Source organism: Pseudomonas sp. SW-3 (assembly GCF_016615645.1).
GTDB lineage: Bacteria > Pseudomonadota > Gammaproteobacteria > Pseudomonadales > Pseudomonadaceae > Aquipseudomonas > Aquipseudomonas mandelii.
In genome coordinates this window covers 738,711-754,412 of record NZ_CP067098.1, presented here as the reverse complement: position 1 = coordinate 754,412, position 15,702 = coordinate 738,711, and the positions used below count along the sequence as shown (strand labels likewise).

Genomic DNA, 15,702 nt, shown 5'->3' with positions numbered 1-15,702 from the left:
ACGGCATGCTCAAACCGGCATTGCTCATTCTCGTTTGCCTGATCATGCTCGGCGTGTCGATTCACCTGCTGCTCAAAGGCTTGCGCCAGACTGGCACCGAGCGCGTGCTCAATCGCCTGGCCCAGGGGCAACCGCAGTTGGTGGTGGAAAAAACCTCTTGGGCAGGCCTGGAACGGGCGTTCCTGCGCGCGGGCCTTGGGCGCCCGAACGAACAGCTGGGACGCTGGATGCTGCTGTGGGCGTTCGGTACGTTGATCGGCTTCGCCGCCGGTGGCTGGATCGGGCTCGTGGTGTGTTTGCTGGTACCGCCACTCGCGTTCCGGCTGTTCATAAGCTGGCGTTATCAGCGCCGGCTCAAGCGCATGATCGAACAACTGCCGACGTTGCTCGATCACACCGTGCGCAGCCTGAAGTCCGGTCGCACTCTGGCCGACGCGGTGCTGGGCGCTATCCATGCCGCCGACAATCCGCTCAAAGAGGCCATGGGCCGGGTACAACGCAACGTGCAGTTGGGCGTCAGCCTGCCGGATGCCGCGTCGGACTTCGCCGAGCTGTATGAGAAGGATGAACTGCGCCTGTTTGCCCTCGGCCTGAAGGTCAATCACCGCTACGGCGGCAATGCCAGCGAATTGTTGGAGAACCTGATCAAGATGATCCGTGAACGCGAACAGGCCGCCCGCCAGCTCAGCGCCATGACCGGTGAAACCCGCGTGACGGCCTGGGTGCTAGGCAGTTTGCCGCTGGGCCTGGCCACCTATTTCCTGGCCGCCAACCCCGCTTACCTGCTTGCAATGTGGCACGACAGCTCAGGGCAAATGATGCTCGCGAGTGCGTTTGGCTTGCAGGCGGTGGGCAGCCTGGCGCTTTGGCGCATGTTGCGCAGCGTATGAAAATACCGCTGCTGATCAGTGCCCTGCTGTTTATGGCGGCTGCGCTGTTGCTGCTCGGCAGCCTGCTGGACCAGCGCCGGCGTGCGCGTCAGGTGGCTCAACGGCTGGACGGCAAAGCCGTTGACCACGACCGCATGGGTCATTGGCTACAAGCGCTGGGCAACAGCCGCATCGGTCAGCGTTCGGTCAATCTGGACAACGAAACCCAAACCCTGCTCAACCGCTTGGGTTGGCGCAGCGCCCGCCGCCGCTCACAGTTCGCGGCGTTCCAGGTGGGAGTGCCGGTGCTGGCGCTGGCCTTGGCATTGCTGATTCAAAGCGTGTTCTACCCCAGCGTGCAAAACCACTGGATCGCCCCGCTCTTCGCCACGGCCATCGGTTACCTGCTGCCTAAACGCCTGCTCGCCGCCGCGTCTCAACGCCGGCAAAAACAGTTGGCCCTGGAGATATCGACCTTCATTCCGCTGCTGCGCATCCTGTTTGAATCGGGCATGGCCGTCGAGCAATCGCTGCGCGTGCTGAGCCAGGAAGGCAAGCAACTGATGCCCGCATTGACCCACGAACTGCGCCTGGTTCTGGCCCGTGTCGATTCCGGCCTGGAGTTGGGCGAAGAGCTGAGCAAGGCCAGCCGCTTGTTGGCGGTAGACGAATTCACGGACACCTGCGTGATCCTTCAACAGCTGATCCACCAGGGTGGTGGTGCGATGAAATCGCTACTGGCGCTCAAGCAACTGTTCGATGACCGGCGCCTCACGCGCTTGCAGGAATACATCTCCAAGATGTCCGCCAAAATGTCCGTCGTGATGATGCTGTTTCTCTTCCCGGCGTTATTGATCGTCCTGGCCGGCCCGGGCTTCACCGCCCTGGCCCGGGCCATTGGTTCATAGAGGGATCGCGATGAAAGCAATGATTGCCGGTTTGAGTTTGCTCCTGTTGAGCGGTTGCGCCACCGACGGCCAGGCGCCATGGAACGCCCTGACCCAAAGCGCCAGTTGCAGCAAGCTGGGCTCCGATGAACAGCTGAAATTGAACCTGGCCGATGACATGGCCAACGACGGCAAACTGCACGCGAGCCTCGCCAACCTGCAAAGCCTGCCCGACAACGTTGCCGACGTGCGCTTGCGCCGGGCCAAGGTAAACCGGCTGCTGGGGCGCAGCGAAGCCGAGCCACTTTACCGCAGCCTGCTCGACACCTGCCTCGCCGCCGCTGCCGAACACGGCCTCGGCCAGCTCGCGGCAGCCAGGGGCGACAACGGCCAGGCCCAGGCCCACCTGCAACGCGCCGCCCGACTGGCGCCAACCGATGAAAAAATCCGCAACGACCTCGGCGTGGTCTACCTCAACCAACGGCGCGTCGACGATGCACGCTTCGAATTCCTGACGGCCATGGAGCTCAAGCAAAGCGATCGACTGGCGGCGTTGAATATGGTGACGCTGCTGATCTACCAGGATGACTGGAGCCGCGCCGCCGAACTCGTCAGCCGCGTCGGCCTGAGCCCCGCCCAGGTCACCGAAGCCCAGGAACGCGCACAAAAACTCAAGGCCCCGACCAAGGTGATTCCGACACCCGCAAACCAGGTCGCCGCCGTCGCGACGCCGGGCCTTCAATAGGAGCAGACAGATGAAACCGATCCTCCTTTACCTCGCCCTGCTGGCCCTGCCACTCACCGCCAACGCCCTCGACGGCCCCGCCTCACCACAACAACAGGAAACCGAAGGCTGGTTGAAATTGCAGATCAGCCACCAGGCCGCCTCACACACCCCACAGACCTCAACCGCGACCGAACGAGAGCTGAGCATGCAGCGCTGGCTGAAGAGCTATCAGCATGAGATTCCGATGTTTTTCGATCAGGAGGAAGGGGGGACAGTGAACGGTGGGGCGGGGGGGTAGCGTCAGGCTTTCTTGCATCGAATTCATCGCCTTCGCGAGCGGTGCAGCGATCCGACGCGCCCGCGAAGAACGATGACGCGGTCTAACCGGTACATCGCTTGCGGCACATCCACATTATCCAGCGCTCGATTCACCGCCAACTCAGCCAGCATGATGACCTGCTGGATCGCCACGCCAAGGACTCGCAAGCGTGGGCCAACAGGCTTTCGTTATCGATATCGGGGGCGACGATGAACATAGTGCTGACCTTGCGGATGACGGGGGCCTTGAGGGCAGACGGATTGAGCTAGTGATCCAGCGCGCGGTCGGCGGCTTCGTTGAGCTTTTTGGGATTGAGCGGATCGTAGGGGGAAACGATAAAGACCAGGGTCAAAGCGCACAAGCCGGCGGATTCTGGCGTAGTCGTAGGCAAAGGAGCAAGAAACTGTAGCTTTCAGGAAGTAACGCTAAACACTATTAAACACAGCCCTCAAATCCACACACATTCCCCCTGTGGGAGCGAGCCTGCTCGCGATTGCGGTCCGGCATCTGGCATTCACGTCGTCTGACACTCCGCCATCGCTGGCAGGCCAGCTCCCACAGGGTTTGGTGTACATCCGCAAAAAAAATGGTCGGCTGTCAGGCCGCCATCGCGAGCAGGCTCACTCCTACAATTGAACTAGGTACATCAGCAAATGTTGGGCGGCTGTCAGGCCGCTATCGCTGGCAGGCCAGCTCCCACAGGGTTTGGTGCTGCAAAAAAATGGTCGGCTGTCAGGCCGCCTTCGCGGGCAAGCCTCGCTCCTACAAGAATTCAGCGTACAGCTTTTGATTCTCACCACTCATCAGGCCGAGCGTTAGCTCGCCTGCAGCTTTTGATCTTGATCCACCCGCCCCTTTCGGGAGGCTGAGTGGAGGTGTTCATCCGGGGAGTGGCGCGCAGCGCCGTTCGACGCAGTCGAACACGCTGCATGTAGGTCGTCGCGAAGCAGACCGGAGGGCAGTGTCCCCGGATGGATACCGGAGCGAAGGTACGCCGAGCCTTAGCGAGGGGCCGGACGCTTGGGGCGAGACTTTTTGGTTCCTTTTTTGGCGTTTGACAAAAGGGACTCGCCGTAAGGGCGAAACCGCCAGCCGCCGTTACCGCAAAAATGGATATGCACACAACCACCAAGAACATGGTCGGCCCAAAGGCCGCCAAAAGCGACCCACCACACTCAGTGAGCCGTAACCCGCTGGCGCATCCCGGAGTTACCGGGCGACAACGCCAATGCCAATTGCGTCCGATTATGCATATGCGTCAACCGCAACACCTGCGACACATACAACTTCACCGTGTTCTCGGTAATCCCCAACTCACAGGCAATCTGATAATTGGTCTGCCCCTTCCCCACCAACCGCGCCACATCCAGCTGCCGGGGCGACAACTGATTGAAAATCGCCGGGATCTCCACCCGATCCACATCACTGACATCAGCCCCGGAAGAATCCGCCCCCTGCGGACCACGCCGCACCTTATCCAGATCCTGATACAAATCATCGATCGACTCAGTCAGGTACTGCAGCTTCTGATTCAAATGCCCCAACTGCAGATTCTTCTGTCGATCTTGCAACGCCACCTCTTGTCGCTGAACCCCTTCGAGCAACTCATCGAGATCAATCGGCTTCTGGTAATAATCGGCAATCCCTGCCCGCAAGGCCTTGATCACATCCTGCTTGTCCGCACGCCCAGTCAGCATGATCGCCTCGAAGGCCCGGTGCTTGCCGGACATCCGCTGCAACTCCTTCACCAGCTCAATCCCGTCCATGTCAGGCATATGCAAATCACACAGCACCAGGCCGATTTGCAGGTCTTCGCCGTAACGGGAAATGGCTTGCTTGCTCGATTCACAGGGAACGCAGCGATAGCCGCTCGCCTCCAGAAACTCGCAAAGTTCTTCAACAATCAACGCCTGATCATCAACCACGAGGACTTTTACTGCCGAGGTGAATTTGTTCACGCGCCACTCCATGCTCGGTCTACAGCTGACCGTTCCTGTACGAAAGCCACTGGCCGTACGACTATCAATCTGAAAAGTAGACGCACTTTCCGACTATGTACATAGGGGGGATGGAACAACATGACTAGCGAATCCAAAGCAGGGCCAATGAAAAACCCATCAGCACGAACGGCGCAAATGGCTGCTTTTTTGACAGCCCAGGGCCTAAATATCGAAGACGCGCCCTAACCCGTTGACTCATATGAGGCCATACTTTTGGCGCGAGCAGCAGCCAGCACACGCTGGCCAGCGCGGCCCCGACAAAGCTGCCCAGCAGATGCATTCCGTCCGTCGCCAAACCCAAGGCTGTCATTAATTTCACATCCCCGGCGCCCAATCGCCTCAGCGCGTAACCGGGCAACGTGAAGGCCAGTGCCAGAAAAGCAGCCCAGCCGCCCTGCGCCCCTTCTGCCCCCAGCCAAGTGGTGTCGGTCCATAGCAGAAACGCCAACGCCAACACCCCCGCGCCAAGGGTCAACGAGTTGGCAATGTGCTTTTCACGGGCATCCTGCGCTGCGCAAAGCGTCAGCCAGATCAGTAGGACAAAAGTTTGCATTGCGTAAAAAAGTCCCTTTTGGCTGAATGATTCTATGCTGATATTACGCAGTGACAGTCAGGGTAGACGCAGTCATGAATTCGAGCCTCCCCCGCCAGCAAAAAGGCGCCGTAGCGATTGAGTTCGCTTTGGTGTTCGTGATTTTTTTCGCTGTGTTTTACGCCATTGTCAGTTACAGCCTGCCGCTGTTGCTGATGCAGTCGTTCAACCAGTCGACCGCCGAAGCGGTGCGTCGCAGCGTGGCGGTGGACCCGGGCACGCCCGGTTACGCCGCCAACGTCCAAGCCACAGCCTCAGCCGAACTGACCCGGCAACTGGCGTGGATTCCCGCCGCACTGAACTTCAATGTCGCCACCGATTCGACCATCACCTTCGTCGGCGGCATGCTCAAGGTCAACATCGATTACCCCACCACCAAACTCAACCAGGTGCTGCCGTTTCTGGTGCTGCCGGGCATCGGCGCGGTGCCTAACCTGCCGACGACCCTCTCGGCCAGTTCGAGCCTGCAATTTTGAATTCCGGGGAAAAACTCTTCGGGCGTCTGCTCAACCGCCAATCGCCACCACCTCAGGTTGCGCCGGACACCCTGAGCGTGCCGAGTGTCGGCTTGCAGGTGCACCTGGATGGCGAAGGCCGGGTGCTGCACCTGACCGGCCCATTGCGCCATACGCTCGCCCCGCAACGGCTCTCCACACAGGCACCACCGCTGCTCGATTACCTGATGCCCCACAGCAGCCTGGTCATCGAAGGTATCCCCGCCGACTGGCAAGGCCAAATCCTCGACCTGGACTTTCACAGCGTCAGCGGGCACCCACTGCACCTGCGCGGCTGGGTCCTTCCACTGGCGGACAACTGGCTGTTGCAGTTGCTGGACATCAGCGATGTGTTGGTTGAACGTCGACAATCGTGCCGCCGCGAACAGAACCAGCTTCTCGCGGCCAGGATCAGCGAACAGTTGCGCCTGTGCAGCCTCACCCGTCTGCCCGATGTGTTGCAGGAGCAGCTTCAGGTATTGGCTCAGCGCTTTCACATTCCGTGTATTGCGGTGGCGCTGCTTGATGAGCAGGACCAGGGCTGGCAAATCCATCAGTATTACGCGGCCTTCGATGCACCGATGCTGTGGCAGAACGGACAGCGCCTGGGTTCCGGGCTCGACAGCCTGAACGGTTCTTTCCCGCAACACCTGGCGCGTGGCGAGCACCCGCGTTTGCAAGAAATCTTCGGGCATGCCGAAGGACTTGCGGTGCCCTATTACGATGCTCACGGCGTGGCCACCTGGTTACTCTGCGGTTTTTACACGGCGCAGCAGCGGGCGCCCGAATTGAACGATGGCGACTGGTTGCAGCTCACCGCCGCCCTCGCCAGCCCCCTGCTGGAACGCTTGCGCGAGCATCGGCATCATTTGCAGCTGGAGCGCCTGGCGTCGCTGCAAGCGCTACTCGGCACCGGTTGGTGGGAAGTGTTCAGCGACAGCGCTGAAATGCAACTGGCCCCTTCGCTGGCCAGCTCGCTGAACCTGGCGAGCCCCCGCCTGACGCTCGGCGAATGGCTCGATCACGTGCACCCTGCCGACCGCGAAGAACTGCGCAGCCGCCTGCACGCCCTGGAGGACGCCGGCACCCCGTTGCTGCTCTGCGTGCGCTGGCACTGTGAGCAAGCGCCCGTCTGGTATCGGCTGCAAGGTCAGGCCATTGGCATGGGTAAAAACCGCCGACTGGTGGGCTTCATGCTCGACATCAGCGACATCAAAAACCAGGAACAGAACGCCGCCACCGCCCATGCCCGACTGGACAATCTGATCGCCAGCTCGCCGGCCGTGATTTACGTGCAGCGCTATGTTGAAGGCGCGCTCTTGCCGACGTTTTTCAGCGCCAGCCTGCTGCCGTTGCTCGGCCTGACACTCGCCGATTGCACCGCAGGAGCCTTGATAGAAAGGGTGCATCCAGAAGACCGCGAGCACTATTTCGAGCGCACCCGACGGCTGCTGCGTGAAGGCACGGTGCGCGCCCGTTACCGGTTGCGCGACAGCCGCGGCGAGTACCACTGGCTGCTTGACGAAGCCAAGGTGTTGCGCGACGACCTCGGCCTGCCGGTGGAAACTGTCGGCTTGTGGCTGGACGTCACCGAAGCGACCCTCGCCACCGAGCAGGTGAAACAGAGCGAAGAGCGCTATCGAATCCTGGTGGAGGACTCCCCGGCGATGATCTGCCGCTATCGCCCGGACCTGACCCTGACCTTCGGCAACCGGCCGCTGGCGACGTATCTGGAATGTCAGCCCGATCAACTGCCCGGTGTGAACCTGGGCCACTGGATGTCGGACGATCAGCGCCAGGCATTCGTGCTGCGACTCAGCCAACTGACGCCGCGAGCCCCGGTCAGTACCGCTGAAATCTATCTGCAACTGCCGGGGCGGGAACACGCCTGGTGGGTCTGGTCGGACCGCGGCGTGTTCGACGCCGAGGGTCGCTTGCTGGAAGTGCAGGCAGTCGGCCGCGACAACACCGAAGTCCGCCGCTCGCAGCAGCAACTCACCCAGAGCGCGAAAATGGCCACCCTCGGCGAAATGGCCACGGGACTCGCTCACGAAATCAATCAGCCGCTGAACGTGATGCGCATGGCCATCGTCAATGTGCTCAAGCGCTTGAACAATGGCGACGTGCAGATCGATTACTTGAAAGACAAGCTCAACCGCATCGATTCACAGGTCCAGCGCGCCGCACGAGTGGTTGATCATATGCGCGTGTTTGGCCGGCGCTCGGACATCGAGCAGCAACCGTTCAACCCGGCCGACGCGATCGAAGGCACGCTGTCGCTGCTCGCCGAAGGCATGCGCGGCAAAGGGGTTGAATTGCGCATCGGCGAGATTGGTTTTGCCGTGCAGGTCCGCGGCTTTATCGACCAGCTGGAGCAAGTGCTGATCAACCTGATGGTCAACGCCCGGGATGCGCTGCTGAGCAAACGCGAAGCCGACCGTGAGTTCAATCCGTGGATTGCGCTATACGCCGAACGGGATGAGCGATGCGTGCGGATATGGGTCGAGGACAACGGTGGCGGGATAGATCCGAGGTTGATGGAGAAGGTTTTCGAGCCGTTTTTCACCACTAAACCGGTGGGCATCGGCACCGGGCTGGGGTTGTCGGTGAGTTACGGCATCATCGAGAACATGGAGGGGCGGCTGAGTGTGCGTAACTCGGAGCAGGGTGCGCTGTTTTGCATTGAGTTGCCGGTGGTCCCGGTGGATCAGATCACCAGCGCCGGCCGCCCGGAGTAACAACTGAGGTTGGCACCGACCTGGATTTTCCCGACCTCGATTCCCAGGGTTTTCACAAGCGTGTCGAGCAGGTTATCCAGCAGCGGACCGAGGATTGATTCAAGTGTCGACTTCAGCAACAACATCACGCCATTGAGCAGTGTTTTCAATAATTCGAAGGTCGCGGCCAACAGGAAGTTGGGCGTGAATGACGGCGCGTGGACGATCAGGTTCACGTCATTGACGGTTTGCGACAATCCGGAAACCGCGTTGGTAGCAGTCAAGGTGTATGGCGGATCCGACGGGGCCAAACCGACTTTCGGCGGGTTGATGAACGTCGAGGTGGCATTGGCCGGCAGCACGGGACTGTAAATTTGCAGCTCAGCGCCACCGCCGGAAAAGGGTACGCCCGCCTTGCGGATATCGAGCAGGGTGACCGGCGTGACCGTCAGGGGCACGGACGATGAATCCCAGTCCGAATTGACCCGTCCGACACGCAATTCAGCCACGGTGGTCGTGGTGTTCACGGTCAGGCTTTTATTGATTTCGCTGGGGCAGGTGTAATCGGTGACGTAACTGTTGCCGCCACCGGCTTCCAGGCTGACGTCCAGGTTGGGGCTGGGCAACACGTACAAGTCGAGCCCGAGCAACCCGGTGACCACGGACAAAGTCCCCGTCACCGCGCCTAGCAGACCGGTGACCAATGACAAATCCAATGTCACCAGCACCCGGACTTGAGCGGTGCGCACATAGATTCGATTGGCGCCCAAGGGCGCCATTTTTTGCCAGTGCGGGATTGCCCACCGCCGACCACTGCGGGGGTTCGATGACTTTGATCTTTGCGCTGGCCCCGACGCCAAGCCCCAGCAGATTCACCGGAATGGTGCCTGCCACGGCGCTCTTGCTGTTGCCGAGTTCGATAAAGGCCTGCACCAGTTGAAGCGCGTTCACGTTGGCGTTCAGGCCGGCAGACGTGGTGCCTGTCTGCAGTTTCAACAGGTCCCCCAAATGCACTTTGAGCGGGCTGACGACCGCGATGGCCAAGCTGTCGAAACCGGCCTGCACGTCCGCCGTCGCCCCATTGAGTCGCGCCACCGTGGCAGCGGCCTGAAGTAACTGGCCCACGGTGGCATCAGCACCGAGCAGCCCTGTGTAATCGCCTGCCGTGACCTGCAGGTCAATGGCCAACTGGTCCATGTATTTAAGCAAGTTGATGTCGGCGCCCAACAGCCCGTTCCAACTCGCGACAGGCAGGTTGATGGACGCTCCCGCGAGCGCGGAAAGGAAGCCGTTCAACAAATTGACGTCGACCAGGGTGCTGCGAATGGTCAGTTGGGCGACCGGCGGCCCCGGCAGCCCGGCCACCGCAGTGGCGCTGAGGGTGATGGTCGAGTTGGCGGGTGCGCCCCCGAACATTGCGCCGATTCCACCGACGAGACTTTGCGGCACCCCATGGCTGGCGATCACGCGGATGGCTTCGCTTTTGCTCGGGTCAACGCCGAAAACCCGAAGGTTGTTGGCGCCGACGGTCAGCGCACCACAGGCAACGGCCAGTGTGCGATCCGCACCGGGCACGGTGAAATTATTGCGTTGGGCGCTGGCAGTGGCGTAGATGAGCGCGGTTGTACCGACGCCGCAGTCACCGCCACGGGTGGCGGCTTCGAGCGCGGCCATGTCAGCGACGCGCTGCAGGTTGCGCTTTTCCAGGTAGAGCCGGCCGCTGTCGATCACCACCAGCAGGAACACCAGCGCCAATGCGAATGTCAGCGCCGCCATCAAGCCTATCGCCCCCCGTTGCCGGGACGGGCCGCAAAATTGCAAGCGTGGAGACATCATGCACTCCTTTGCCGGTGAACCGCCGGGGGGTTACCTCCATGGAAAAACAGTGTAGACAACGCTGGGCAAGGCTGCTGGCAACAAGCCACCCCACAACCGTTTGTGGGAGCGGGCTTGTGTTTCAGGCTGGGTGGATGGTCAGTGCGGTGGATAGTTGGCGAGGATTCGTGCGACGGTTTCGCGTATCGCATTGCTGCGATCAGCGGGGTTCGTCGTGCGGCTGAGCAGTTGCTCATCGCTGCCACGCCACACTAGTTTGCCGTCCTTGCCATCGAGCAAATCGATCTGGATGGTCGCCACTTTGTAACTGACGCTGCGGGTTTCGTTGTACATCGGCGCACCCCAGTAGCCATTCCATGGATTACCCCAACCGCCGCCATAGTTGGTGGTCACCTGTTGCTGGCGTTCTTCGACGATCAGGTAAGTCTGGACGTCCAAATTACCCTTGCTGCCAGCGGCGGCCGGGCGCAGGCCACGCTGATCCAGTTGATCGGCCACCGATTGACGAATGCGCTGTTCGGTCAGGTCGCTCTTGATCCGTGGGTCGTCGGGGCGATATTGCAGTGCAGGTTCTTTCCAGCTCCAGGTGCGATAGGCGGCGAAGTCGCGGCTGGCATCGAAGTCATTATTGACCTGGTTGGCGGCGCAGGCACTGAGCAGCGCGGCCACAGCCAGTAAAGCGAAACGACGGATCATGATGGTTCTCCGGTTGAAGACATGAACCTGTGAACGCCCTCTCAACGTGAGAAGTTAACTGGGAGGATACGCCGACATGGCCTTTTCCACAGCCTCACGTATCGCATCGCCACGCTCACTCTGACTGCCCCGACTGCCGGTTTCGGCGCTGGCACTCCACACTGGCTGGCCTGTGCCCGCATCGAACAGATCCACTCGCACCACCACGACCTGTTCTTGATACGTGCGCACGATCGGCACCGTGTTGTACATGCCATAACCGGTGCCGTAGCGGTTGTAGCCGCCATAACCACCGCCGTAATAACCGTAGTCGTCCCGAACCTGGCGCAACCGGGTTTCCAGGTGCAGATCGGCGCTGACAAACAGGTCGGCCGGGCGGGTGTTGTCGTGCAGCGGACGCAGGCCGCGCTGATCGAGGGCGTTGCTGACCGCTTCGGCGACCTGGCCCGAGTCTGCCCAGGCGCTGCCCGGTGGCAGCTGCCCGTTGAGCCAGGCCCAGCTGCGGTAACGCCCATAGTCACGCGGCGGTGCCGGGTAGGCGCTGCGGTCGAAGGTGTTGGCCGCCTGAGGCGGTGCCGGCGGCAAGGGCTTGGAGGTCACCACATAGGGATTGCTGCCCTGGCAGGCCGCCAACCCGAGACAGATCACCAGTAACCCTGAACGACTTTTCATGTTGCGCTCCGATCAGACCGGCCGACAGATCCAGTGCAAATAGCGCCCAAGCCCGGCAAAGCTCGGGTGACGGCGGTGGGCCAGCTCCATTTCGAGCAAGTCCACGAGTTCGGCGCGGGCCTGGAATTCCACTGGCATGTAGTCGTGGAAAACCCGCACCCCACTCTGGCTTTCGACCTGCCACAGGCCCTCAAGTTGCGCCGCCAGTTCGCGCGGATCGAGAGGTTGCTGCGGGGTCAGGCTCTGCTTCTCGCCGGCCATGTCGTTCTTGCGCATCTTGCGGAAATGGCCTTTGAGCAGGTTGCGGTAGATCAGCGCGTCGCGGTTGTAGAAGGCCAGGGAGAGCCAGCCGTCCTGTTTGGTCAGTTGATGCAGCACCGGCAGGATGGCATGGGGTTCGGCAAGCCATTCCAGCACGGCATGGCACAGCACCAGGTCATAGGGCTCGGTGAGCTGGCCGAGCAATTCCTGCCACGGTGCCTGAATGAACGTGGCGCTCTGCCCGGCGTCGGCGAACCGCTGGCGGGCGCCTTCGAGCATCGGTTCGGCGGGTTCGGCAAGCGTGACGTCATGGCCACGCTGGGCCAGCCACAACGACATGTGGCCCAGGCCCGCGCCGATATCCAACACGCGCAGCGGCCGGTCCGGCAGGGTTTCGGCCAGGTCGGCCTGAAGCACCGCCAGGCGGATCGCACCTTTCGCCCCACCGTAGATTTTTTCGGCAAACCGGGTCGCCAGTTGATCGAAATGACGATCGCTCATCAGCTGAACCTCTTTTCGCTGTCAGCGAGTTTGTTGCGTACCACTTCATTCATGTCCAGCCCCAACTCGCTGCACAGCAGCAATAGATAGAGGACGATGTCACCCACTTCCTGCCCGGCGTGGGCCAGTTTGTCCGCCGGCAACTGGCGCGACTGGTCTTCGGTCAGCCACTGGAAAATCTCCACCAGCTCGGACATTTCCACGCTCGCGGCCATGGCCAGGTTTTTCGGGCTGTGAAATTGCCGCCAGTCGTTGCGGTCACGGATGGCGTGCAGGCGTTCGGTCAGTTCAACAAGGTTCATCGGGCTCTCCTGAAGGCGTATAGCTTCGGGGGGATGACCGGGGATGGCAAGTGGGCAGTTGAATGTGAGAGCGCGGACTTAATCCAGCCCGGATGTTGACTGACAAAACGCCATCGCGAGCAAGCTCGCTCCCACAGGGTCGATGCAACGCTCTATGCTTGTGGGGAACTCGGCACCGTAATCCATGGCCCAAGTCCGGCAAGCACGCCACCACTTACATCAGGACGTTCACGACATGCAGGTAGAAAGTTTCTTCGAATGGCTCGGCCAGGCACTCGGTTCGGTCATCCGGTTTATCGTTGATGGCCTCAGCGGCTTGTTCAACCTGCTGAGCCATGCCGGCAGCAATTTTGTCGAAGGCTTGTCCCGGGCACTGGGCATGGACACATCGATCATCAGCATCATTGCGCTGATCCTGGGGCTGATGCTGTTGTGGTCGGCGATCCGGGCGTTTATGAATGCGTCGATCATCATGGGGATTATCTGGTTGGTGTTGGGCCTTTGGCTGCTGAGCTGGATCATCCACTGACACCGCCGCTCCCACATTAGTACGACACCTCCCGCTACAATGCCTGCTCCCCAAGGAGCCTGCATGTCCAACCTGATTGCCGACTGGCGCGACCGCCCTACCCATCGTCGGGTCTGGGCGCTGGCTGCGCCGATGATTCTTTCGAACATTTCCGTTCCGCTGGTGGCACTGGTCGACAGTACCGTCATCGGCCACCTGCCCCACGCCCATCAGTTGGGCGCCGTCGCGGTCGGGGCCAGCCTGTATACCTTTCTGGCCTGGGGTATGGGCTTTCTGCGCATGGGCACTACCGGTTTTGCCGCCCAGGCCGCCGGGCGCGGGGATGGCGCGGCGTTGCGGCAGATTTTGTTGCAGGGCTTGTTGCTGGCGATGGGACTGGCGATTGTCTTGGGCGCATTGGGCGTTCCGTTGAGCGGCGTCGCGCTGCACTTCATGCAACCCTCCGCCGAGCTTGACCAACTCACCCGCGAATTTTTCCATACAAGGCTATTCGGCCTGCCGGCGGCGCTGGCCAGTTATGCGCTGGTCGGCTGGTTCCTGGGCACCCAGAACGCCCGGGCCCCGCTGGCGATTCTACTGAGCACCAACCTGGTGAACATCGCGCTGAACCTGTGGTTCGTTCTCGGACTGGATTGGGGCGTGGTCGGTGCAGCCCGGGCGTCGGTGATCGCCGAATGGACCGGGGCCCTGATCGGCCTGTTCATGACCCGCAAAGCCCTGCGCGCTTATCCCGGCCACATCGCCTGGGCCGCGCTGGCGCTGTGGCAGAGCTGGCGGCCACTGCTGGCCGTCAACCGCGACATTTTCATCCGCAGCCTGGCGTTGCAATCGGTGTTTTTCCTGGTCACCGTGCAGGGCGCACGGCTCGGTGATGCCACCGTCGCCGCCAACGCCCTGCTGCTCAACGGCTTGCTGCTGACGGCCCACGCGCTGGACGGTCTGGCCCATGCCGTGGAAGCCCTGTGCGGGCATGCCATCGGCGCGCGCGATCGAGAGGCGCTGCGTCGCTCATTGGTGGTCGCCTGCGGCTGGTCGTTGCTGGCGAGCCTGGGATTTGCCGTGCTGTTCGCCTTCGCCGGGCATTTGTTCATTGAGATGCAGACCGACATCCAGAGCGTGCGCGACACCGCGTTTATCTACCTGCCCTACCTCGCCGCGCTGCCGCTGATTGCCGTGTGGAGTTACCTGCTCGACGGACTGTTCATCGGCGCCACGCGGGCCCGGGAAATGCGCAACGGCATGCTGCTGACGGTCGTTCTGCTGCTGCCGTTCGCCTGGGCACTGCAAGGTTTTGGCAACCATGGGCTGTGGATAACGTTCCTGTTGTTCATGTTGCTGCGCAGCCTGACCCTCGGTGCTTTCGCCTGGTACTTGCGCAAGAACGACGGCTGGTTCGCGGGCAAGGTTTACTGAGTCGGCGTGGCTCTGATGAAGGCGCTGACCTCATCCAGCACCGGCGCCAAACCCCGCATGGGCCGAGACAGTGTCGCCACCAGCGTGGCATGGCCGGTGCGGGCAAAATAGAAGTCCTGAACCGGCACTCCGGCCTGGCGCAGCTTGCGCGCCAGGCCGCCAGTGTTACGCGTCGGGTTGACCAGATCGTCGTCGCGCGAAGCCATCAACAACGCCGGCGGCGCGCCTCGACTGACGTGATTGATCGGTTGCGACTGCGGCGGAGAATCCGGCCAGAAAAACACGGGCCGCACGTCCGGATTCTGGATGGGCAGAAAATCATAAGGCCCGGCCAGACCGATCCAGCCGCGCAGATCGTGCGGCGACATCCCCACGGCCCCCAGCAAACCGGGGTCCAACGCCAGCATCGCGACGTTATAGGCCCCGGAGCTGTGGCCCATCAGGTACAACCGTTGCGGGTCACCGGAAAACCTGTGGATGTGATCGTGAGTCCAGGCCACGGCTTTAGCGCCATCCTCCAGGAACAAGGGATAGCGTACCTGTGGATACAGTCGATAGTCCGCCAGCACCGCAACCACTCCGCGCGATGCCAGCGCCTCGCCGACAAAAGAGTAATCACTGCGTGAACCGCTGTTCCAGCTGCCGCCGTAGAAAAACACCACCACCGGGGCATTCTCCAGAGGGTGACGAGGCACATACACATCGAGTTTCTGCCGCGGATCATCGCCATAGGCAATCCCTTCGGTCTTGTCGAACGTGCTGTCGGGGGTCAGCGCATTGAGCATTTTCAGCGGTGAACACGCCGTTATCACGGTCAGCAAACAAATGCCCATGGTCAGGCCGAACAGCCAGCGGGTTGTGCTCGCCATCAATGTCGAACCTCGTGT

The 15,702-nt window shown here is 61.4% G+C and carries 17 protein-coding genes and 1 pseudogene; 8 read left to right on the top strand and 10 right to left on the bottom strand.

All coding sequences use genetic code 11. The features are described from left to right. The first annotated feature begins 5 nt into the window (after positions 1-5). From JIO00_RS03230 to JIO00_RS03215, 4 genes are read left to right on the top strand one after another with little or no spacing between them, the layout of a single operon-like run. On the top strand, positions 6-890 hold the full coding sequence (locus JIO00_RS03230) for a type II secretion system F family protein (protein ID WP_102595839.1): 885 nt from the start codon (positions 6-8) through the stop codon (positions 888-890). Beyond that, positions 887-1,777 carry a type II secretion system F family protein gene (locus tag JIO00_RS03225; protein WP_102595838.1) on the top strand — a complete coding sequence of 297 codons (891 nt, stop codon included), beginning with the start codon at positions 887-889 and terminating at the stop codon, positions 1,775-1,777. Before JIO00_RS03230 ends, JIO00_RS03225 begins: the two co-directional genes overlap by 4 nt. Before the next feature lie 10 nt (positions 1,778-1,787). Further along, on the top strand, positions 1,788-2,501 hold the full coding sequence (locus JIO00_RS03220; RefSeq protein ID WP_200667607.1) for a tetratricopeptide repeat protein: 714 nt from the start codon (positions 1,788-1,790) through the stop codon (positions 2,499-2,501). Positions 2,502-2,511: 10 nt separating this feature from the next. Next, positions 2,512-2,781 carry a DUF3613 domain-containing protein gene (locus JIO00_RS03215; protein ID WP_010463836.1) on the top strand — a complete coding sequence of 90 codons (270 nt, stop codon included), beginning with the start codon at positions 2,512-2,514 and terminating at the stop codon, positions 2,779-2,781. Positions 2,782-2,804: 23 nt separating this feature from the next. Here JIO00_RS03215 and JIO00_RS29715 read toward each other — a convergent pair. From JIO00_RS29715 to JIO00_RS03205, 3 genes and pseudogenes are all read right to left on the bottom strand, one after another. Further along, positions 2,805-3,163: pseudogene (locus JIO00_RS29715) on the bottom strand (DUF6124 family protein). Between the two features lie 814 nt (positions 3,164-3,977). Continuing rightward, positions 3,978-4,760, bottom strand: coding sequence for a response regulator transcription factor (locus tag JIO00_RS03210; protein ID WP_102595315.1), 783 nt, complete (start codon positions 4,758-4,760; stop codon positions 3,978-3,980). A 124-nt stretch (positions 4,761-4,884) separates the two neighbouring features. Then, complete coding sequence (locus JIO00_RS03205; RefSeq protein ID WP_010463841.1) at positions 4,885-5,355, bottom strand: prepilin peptidase; 471 nt, start codon at positions 5,353-5,355, stop codon at positions 4,885-4,887. Between the two features lie 74 nt (positions 5,356-5,429). Here JIO00_RS03205 and JIO00_RS03200 point away from each other — a divergent pair, with 74 nt between their 5' ends. Beyond that, positions 5,430-5,870: a TadE/TadG family type IV pilus assembly protein gene (locus JIO00_RS03200; RefSeq protein ID WP_010463843.1), complete on the top strand. Its 441-nt coding sequence runs from the start codon at positions 5,430-5,432 to the stop codon at positions 5,868-5,870. After that, positions 5,867-8,626, top strand: coding sequence for a PAS domain-containing sensor histidine kinase (locus JIO00_RS03195; protein ID WP_200667603.1), 2,760 nt, complete (start codon positions 5,867-5,869; stop codon positions 8,624-8,626). The genes JIO00_RS03200 and JIO00_RS03195 overlap by 4 nt, the downstream gene beginning before the upstream one ends. Here JIO00_RS03195 and JIO00_RS29975 read toward each other — a convergent pair. The 6 genes from JIO00_RS29975 to JIO00_RS03170 all read right to left on the bottom strand — a co-directional run bounded on the left by JIO00_RS29975 (position 8,596) and on the right by JIO00_RS03170 (position 12,873). Then, positions 8,596-9,234, bottom strand: coding sequence for a hypothetical protein (locus JIO00_RS29975; protein WP_325166927.1), 639 nt, complete (start codon positions 9,232-9,234; stop codon positions 8,596-8,598). The genes JIO00_RS03195 and JIO00_RS29975 overlap by 31 nt on opposite strands. Beyond that, complete coding sequence (locus JIO00_RS03190; protein WP_325166926.1) at positions 9,143-10,438, bottom strand: pilus assembly protein TadG-related protein; 1,296 nt, start codon at positions 10,436-10,438, stop codon at positions 9,143-9,145. The genes JIO00_RS29975 and JIO00_RS03190 overlap by 92 nt, the downstream gene beginning before the upstream one ends. A gap of 141 nt (positions 10,439-10,579) precedes the next feature. Then, positions 10,580-11,137, bottom strand: coding sequence for a DUF4136 domain-containing protein (locus JIO00_RS03185; protein ID WP_010463848.1), 558 nt, complete (start codon positions 11,135-11,137; stop codon positions 10,580-10,582). 54 nt (positions 11,138-11,191) lie between these two features. After that, entirely contained in the window at positions 11,192-11,809 is a 618-nt protein-coding gene (locus tag JIO00_RS03180; RefSeq protein ID WP_200667601.1) for a DUF4136 domain-containing protein, read from the bottom strand. Positions 11,810-11,821: 12 nt separating this feature from the next. Further along, positions 11,822-12,571: a methyltransferase domain-containing protein gene (locus JIO00_RS03175; RefSeq protein ID WP_010463853.1), complete on the bottom strand. Its 750-nt coding sequence runs from the start codon at positions 12,569-12,571 to the stop codon at positions 11,822-11,824. Then, a complete protein-coding gene (locus JIO00_RS03170) occupies positions 12,571-12,873 on the bottom strand; it encodes a MazG-like family protein (protein WP_010463855.1) in 303 nt (100 codons plus the stop codon). Before JIO00_RS03170 ends, JIO00_RS03175 begins: the two co-directional genes overlap by 1 nt. Positions 12,874-13,108: 235 nt before the next feature. Between JIO00_RS03170 and JIO00_RS03165 the strand changes: the two genes are divergently transcribed. Together JIO00_RS03165 and JIO00_RS03160 are read left to right on the top strand one after the other, a co-directional pair. Further along, a complete protein-coding gene (locus JIO00_RS03165) occupies positions 13,109-13,402 on the top strand; it encodes a hypothetical protein (protein WP_010463857.1) in 294 nt (97 codons plus the stop codon). 63 nt (positions 13,403-13,465) lie between these two features. Then, the gene (locus tag JIO00_RS03160; protein WP_200667599.1) at positions 13,466-14,815 is read left to right on the top strand and encodes an MATE family efflux transporter; all 1,350 of its coding nucleotides are present in this window, start codon (positions 13,466-13,468) and stop codon (positions 14,813-14,815) included. Here JIO00_RS03160 and JIO00_RS03155 read toward each other — a convergent pair. After that, positions 14,809-15,684 carry an alpha/beta hydrolase gene (locus JIO00_RS03155; protein ID WP_077748978.1) on the bottom strand — a complete coding sequence of 292 codons (876 nt, stop codon included), beginning with the start codon at positions 15,682-15,684 and terminating at the stop codon, positions 14,809-14,811. The genes JIO00_RS03160 and JIO00_RS03155 overlap by 7 nt on opposite strands. Positions 15,685-15,702: the final 18 nt, after the last annotated feature.

What these genes read in the sequence shown, in the direction of transcription:
- JIO00_RS03230 (WP_102595839.1), top strand. Translation starts at nt 6, where the DNA reads ATGCTCAAACCGGCATTGCTCATTCTCGTTTGCCTGATCATGCTCGGC.
- JIO00_RS03225 (WP_102595838.1), top strand. Translation starts at nt 887, where the DNA reads ATGAAAATACCGCTGCTGATCAGTGCCCTGCTGTTTATGGCGGCTGCG.
- JIO00_RS03220 (WP_200667607.1), top strand. Translation starts at nt 1,788, where the DNA reads ATGAAAGCAATGATTGCCGGTTTGAGTTTGCTCCTGTTGAGCGGTTGC.
- JIO00_RS03215 (WP_010463836.1), top strand. Translation starts at nt 2,512, where the DNA reads ATGAAACCGATCCTCCTTTACCTCGCCCTGCTGGCCCTGCCACTCACC.
- JIO00_RS03205 (WP_010463841.1), bottom strand. Translation starts at nt 5,355, where the DNA reads ATGCAAACTTTTGTCCTACTGATCTGGCTGACGCTTTGCGCAGCGCAG.
- JIO00_RS03200 (WP_010463843.1), top strand. Translation starts at nt 5,430, where the DNA reads ATGAATTCGAGCCTCCCCCGCCAGCAAAAAGGCGCCGTAGCGATTGAG.
- JIO00_RS03190 (WP_325166926.1), bottom strand. Translation starts at nt 10,438, where the DNA reads ATGTCTCCACGCTTGCAATTTTGCGGCCCGTCCCGGCAACGGGGGGCG.
- JIO00_RS03185 (WP_010463848.1), bottom strand. Translation starts at nt 11,137, where the DNA reads ATGATCCGTCGTTTCGCTTTACTGGCTGTGGCCGCGCTGCTCAGTGCC.
- JIO00_RS03180 (WP_200667601.1), bottom strand. Translation starts at nt 11,809, where the DNA reads ATGAAAAGTCGTTCAGGGTTACTGGTGATCTGTCTCGGGTTGGCGGCC.
- JIO00_RS03175 (WP_010463853.1), bottom strand. Translation starts at nt 12,571, where the DNA reads ATGAGCGATCGTCATTTCGATCAACTGGCGACCCGGTTTGCCGAAAAA.
- JIO00_RS03170 (WP_010463855.1), bottom strand. Translation starts at nt 12,873, where the DNA reads ATGAACCTTGTTGAACTGACCGAACGCCTGCACGCCATCCGTGACCGC.
- JIO00_RS03165 (WP_010463857.1), top strand. Translation starts at nt 13,109, where the DNA reads ATGCAGGTAGAAAGTTTCTTCGAATGGCTCGGCCAGGCACTCGGTTCG.
- JIO00_RS03160 (WP_200667599.1), top strand. Translation starts at nt 13,466, where the DNA reads ATGTCCAACCTGATTGCCGACTGGCGCGACCGCCCTACCCATCGTCGG.
- JIO00_RS03155 (WP_077748978.1), bottom strand. Translation starts at nt 15,684, where the DNA reads ATGGCGAGCACAACCCGCTGGCTGTTCGGCCTGACCATGGGCATTTGT.